The sequence below is a fragment of the Kitasatospora sp. NPDC057542 genome (genome assembly GCF_042801945.1).
Classification (GTDB): domain Bacteria; phylum Actinomycetota; class Actinomycetes; order Streptomycetales; family Streptomycetaceae; genus Kitasatospora.
The window spans coordinates 1-4319 of record NZ_JBHVFE010000620.1; the positions used below are offsets into that span (position 1 = coordinate 1).

The 4319-nt window shown below is 72.2% G+C and carries 3 protein-coding genes; all 3 read left to right on the forward strand.

Translation table 11 applies throughout. From position 1 onward, the window contains the following. Positions 1-105: 105 nt before the first annotated feature. The 3 genes from mltG (ACFU7Y_RS40940) to ACFU7Y_RS40950 all read left to right on the forward strand — a co-directional run bounded on the left by mltG (ACFU7Y_RS40940) (position 106) and on the right by ACFU7Y_RS40950 (position 4272). Positions 106-1362, forward strand: a complete 1257-nt coding sequence (gene mltG / locus ACFU7Y_RS40940) for an endolytic transglycosylase MltG (RefSeq protein WP_380771476.1) — start codon at positions 106-108, stop codon at positions 1360-1362. Positions 1363-1550: 188 nt separating this feature from the next. Further along, complete coding sequence (gene mltG / locus ACFU7Y_RS40945) at positions 1551-3407, forward strand: endolytic transglycosylase MltG (RefSeq protein WP_380771478.1); 1857 nt, start codon at positions 1551-1553, stop codon at positions 3405-3407. A 34-nt stretch (positions 3408-3441) separates the two neighbouring features. Beyond that, positions 3442-4272: a shikimate dehydrogenase gene (locus ACFU7Y_RS40950; RefSeq protein WP_380771480.1), complete on the forward strand. Its 831-nt coding sequence runs from the start codon at positions 3442-3444 to the stop codon at positions 4270-4272. The last annotated feature ends 47 nt before the right edge of the window (positions 4273-4319 follow it).

Below are 4319 nucleotides of genomic sequence, written 5' to 3' on the forward strand. Positions count from 1 at the left end.
GTGCGGACGCGTCCGCACGGACCCCTCTTCATTCGTTTCCGTGTCCGTTTTGGATCGATTCGCATCGATCCGGATCGATCTGGGACCGTCGAGGGGGCGCGAGCCATGACCGACCAGGACTTCCACCCGGGGCTCACCCCCGGGCACCTGGGTGCGCCGGTGCCGGAGCCGGAGGGCCGTCCGCCGGGCGCGCCCCGCCCGCGCCTCGATGCGCCGGATCCGCGTCGGCGGCGCGACAGACTGGCCTGCGGGCTGACCGCGCTCGCGTTGGTCGCGGTGTTCGGCGGGATCGGGCTGACCGGGTACACCTGGTTGCAGTCGCAGCGCAGACCCCCGACCGCGGCCGACTTCCCCGGACCGGGCACCGGCAGCGTGCAGGTCTCGGTGCCGGAGGGCGCCGGCCTCTCCCAGATCGCGTCCGCGCTGGTCCGCAACGGGGTGGTGGCCAGCTCGCTCGCCTTCACCCGGGCCGCGAAGGGCAGCGCGGCGGCGGCCGGGCGGATCCAGCCCGGGACGTACACGCTGAAGCAGAAGATGTCGGCCGCGGCGGCGCTGGCGATCCTGATCGACCCGGCCAACGCCAACGGCCTGACCATCCCCGAGGGCTGGCGCGGCCACCAGATCTACGCGGCCATCGACAGGAAGCTGAACCTGCCCGAGGGCACCGCCCTGAAGACCGTCCAGGAACACGGGGCCGAGCTCGGCCTGCCGGACTTCACCAACGGCAGCCCGGAGGGCTACCTGTTCCCGGCGACGTACAGCGTCACCGAGGACACCACCGCCTTGGACCTGCTGAAGCAGATGGTGGACCGGGCCGGCACGGAGTTCAACCGGGACGACGCCACCGTGGTCGCCCAGAACCTCGGGCAGAGCGTGTACGGGCTGGTCACCGTGGCCAGCATGGTCCAGGGCGAGGCCGACAACACCGAGGACATGGGCAAGGTGGCCCGGGTCATCTACAACCGGCTGGCCAAGGGCATGCCCCTGCAGCTGGACTCCACCATCAACTACGTGCTCGGCCGTTCGACCCTGAACACCTCGGTGACCGACACCAAGCTGGACTCCCCGTACAACACCTACCTGCACCCCGGGCTGCCGCCGAGCCCGATCTCCAACCCCGGGCGGCAGGCGATCATGGCGGCGCTGGACCCGACGCCGGGGGACTGGCTGTACTTCGTCACCGTGAGGCCGGGGGACACCCGCTTCACCGACAGCTTCGACGTGCAGCAACGCAACGTGGCGGAGTTCAACGCCAACCGGGCGGCGGCCGAGCCGAGCGCCCCGGCGTCGGGCCCGTCCTCCGACCCGGCGGCGCCGGGTGGGGCGGGGGCACCTTCGGGCACCGGTGCGACGACACCGTGACGGTGTTGTGTGCCGTCGGTGAGATCGCTCACTGACGGTGCTTCCGCCCGGGCGGGGGTAAGGCTGCGGTACGGTAACGTCTCCCTCCAGGCGCTGCGCTAGCACGCCGGTTCGAGAATCAGCCGGGACCGCGTCGTCCCGGACGGCCGGTTTGATCCTCCGGTCGTCACCGTCGGTTAAGGGGATCGATGACCGATCTGGGCGGGGGCTACAACCCCCAGGGCGAGCCGTGGCACCCCGGTGATCCCGGGTACGACGGCCGGCAGCCGGTCCCCGGCCAGCAGGACGGCCAGTGGCAGCAGCAGTACCCGCAGCAGGGCCAGGCGGCCCAGCAGCCGTACGGGGACGTGCAGCAGGGGTACGCGCAGCAGCAGATGACGCCGCAGATGCAGCAGCAGATGATGGCGCAGCAGGGCTACCCGCAGCAGCAGGTGCCCCAGCAGCAGATGCAGCAGCAGGGCTTCCCGGGCGGTCAGCAGGGCTACCCGCAGCAGGTGCCGCAACAGGGCTACCCCCAGCAGGGGTACGCGCAGCAGCAGCCGGTGCAGCAGGGCTACCCGCAGCAGCAGATGCCCCAGCAGCAGACGCCGATGCAGCAGCAGGGCTACCAGCAGCAGGGTTTCCCCGGCGGCCGGCCGCAGGTGCCGCAGCAGCAGGTCCAGCCGCAGCAGGCGCCGCGGCAGCAGGCCCGGCCGCAGCAGGCCGCGGAGCCCGCGCCGGCCGCCGGCCCCGGCCCGGACGGGATCGACTGGGAGGCCGAGGCCGCCGCTCTGGAGGCCGGCGCCGACCCGGTGGGCGCCGCTCGCGAGGGCGGGAAGGACGAGTGGGACGGCCAGGAGGACGGCCGCCACGAGGACGACGGGTACCTCGACGAGCACGCCGAGACCGGGGAGGCCGGCTTCCTCGGGGAGCAGGACGACTCCCGCGAGGCCCAGAAGAAGCGCAAGGAGAAGGGCAAGAAGTCGGGCCGCCGCAACGGCGGCGCCTGCCTGCTGGTCGCGCTGGTACTGCTCGGCGCCGTGGGCGGGGCCGGCTGGTGGGGCTACGGCTTCTGGCAGGACCACTTCGGCCCCGCGCCGGACTTCACCGGCGAGGGCACCACCCCCGTCCAGGTCGAGGTCAAGAAGGGCGCGGTCGGCGGGCAGATCGGCCTGGCGCTGAAGACCGCCGGTGTGGTCAAGAGCGTCGACGCGTTCTCCGCGGCCTGCAAGGCCGAGCCCAAGTGCAGCACCATCCAGTACGGCTACTACGTGCTGAAGAAGGAGATGTCGGCCGCCTCCGCGCTCAAGGAGCTGCTCAACCAGGCGGGCGGCGCGGCGATCGTGGTCCCGGAGGGCAAGAACTCCACCGAGATCTACACCCTGATCGACACCAAGCTGAAGCTGCAGCCGGGCACCACGGCGGGCGTCGCCAAGGCCCAGGTCAACGACCTCGGCCTGCCGGCGTACGCGCAGGGCAACATCGAGGGCTTCCTCTGGCCGACCCGCTACAACGTCGCCGAGGGCATGAAGCCCGAGGACCTGCTCAAGCAGATGGTGAAGAACGCCACCGAGAAGTACGCCGGCCTGGACTCCCAGGCCGCCTCGGTGGGGCTGAAGACCGGCTACGAGGTGCTCATCGAGGCGAGCATCCTCCAGCGCGAGGGCAACAACCCCGAGGACTTCGCCAAGATGGCCAAGACCATCCAGAACCGGCTGGCCGCCGGCGGCGAGATCAACCACCGGCTCGGCATGGACACCACGCTCCAGTACTCGTTGGGCCGCAAGGAGCTCGACAGGAAGGACATGGACGACGCGTCCAACAAGTACAACACCTACATCAACCAGGGCCTGCCGCCCGGTCCGATCTCCAACCCCGGCGACGACGCGATCAACGCGGTGCTGCACCCGGCGGACGGCAAGTGGCTGTACTTCATCGCGATGTCCCCGACCAGCACCCGGTTCGCCGAGACGAGCAAGGAGCACTACGCCAACGTCAAGGAGTTCTGCCTGGCGGCCGGCAACGGCTTCGACGAGGCGCGTGGCCACTGCACCACCAAGAAGTAGCCACGGTCGGAAGACAGTTCACGGAGGGGCAGCGTTGACCAGCAAGCACCGGGCGGCCGTACTCGGCTCGCCGATCGCCCACTCGCTCTCGCCCGACCTGCACCGCGCCGCCTTCGCGGCGCTCGGGCTGGACGGCTGGCGCTACGACCGCTTCGAGGTCGACGAGGCCGGGCTGCCCGGGTTCGTCGCCGCCCTGGACGAGGCCGAGTGGGCCGGGTTGTCGCTCACCATGCCGCTCAAGCGGGCGGTCATCCCGCTGCTCGACGAGGTCAGCGCGACGGCCCGCTCGGTGGACGCGGTGAACACCGTGGTGTTCACCGCCGACGGCCGGCGCACCGGGGACAACACCGACGTTCCCGGGCTGGTCAACGCGCTGCGCGAGCGGGGGATCACCGAGGTGCCCGAGGCGGCCGTGCTGGGCGCCGGGGCCACCGCCTCCTCGGCGCTGGCCGCGCTCGCCCAGATCTGCACCGGCGAGGTGACGGTCTACGTGCGCAGCGCCGAGCGGGCCCGGGAGATGGCCGAGCTGGGCGAGCGGCTCGGCGTGGCCGTCCGCACCGCCGACTGGGAGCACGGCGCGCAGGCGCTGGCCCGGCCGCTGACCGTCTCCACCACGCCGGTCGGCGCGACCGACGTCTTCGCCGACGCGCTGCCCGCCGAGCCGGGCGCACTGTTCGACGTGCTGTACCACCCGTGGCCGACGGCGCTGGCCGCCGCCTGTGCCGGGCGCGGGGCGACCGTCCTGGGCGGGCTGGACCTCCTGGTGCACCAGGCGGTGCTGCAGAGCGAGGCCTTCACCGGGCGGACGCCCGGGCCGCTGGCGGCGATGCGCGAGGCGGGGGAGAAGGCGCTCGCCGGGCACTGAGCCCCGGCCGCGGACTCCGGCGTCGGGCCGGGCGCCCGGTCCTACGG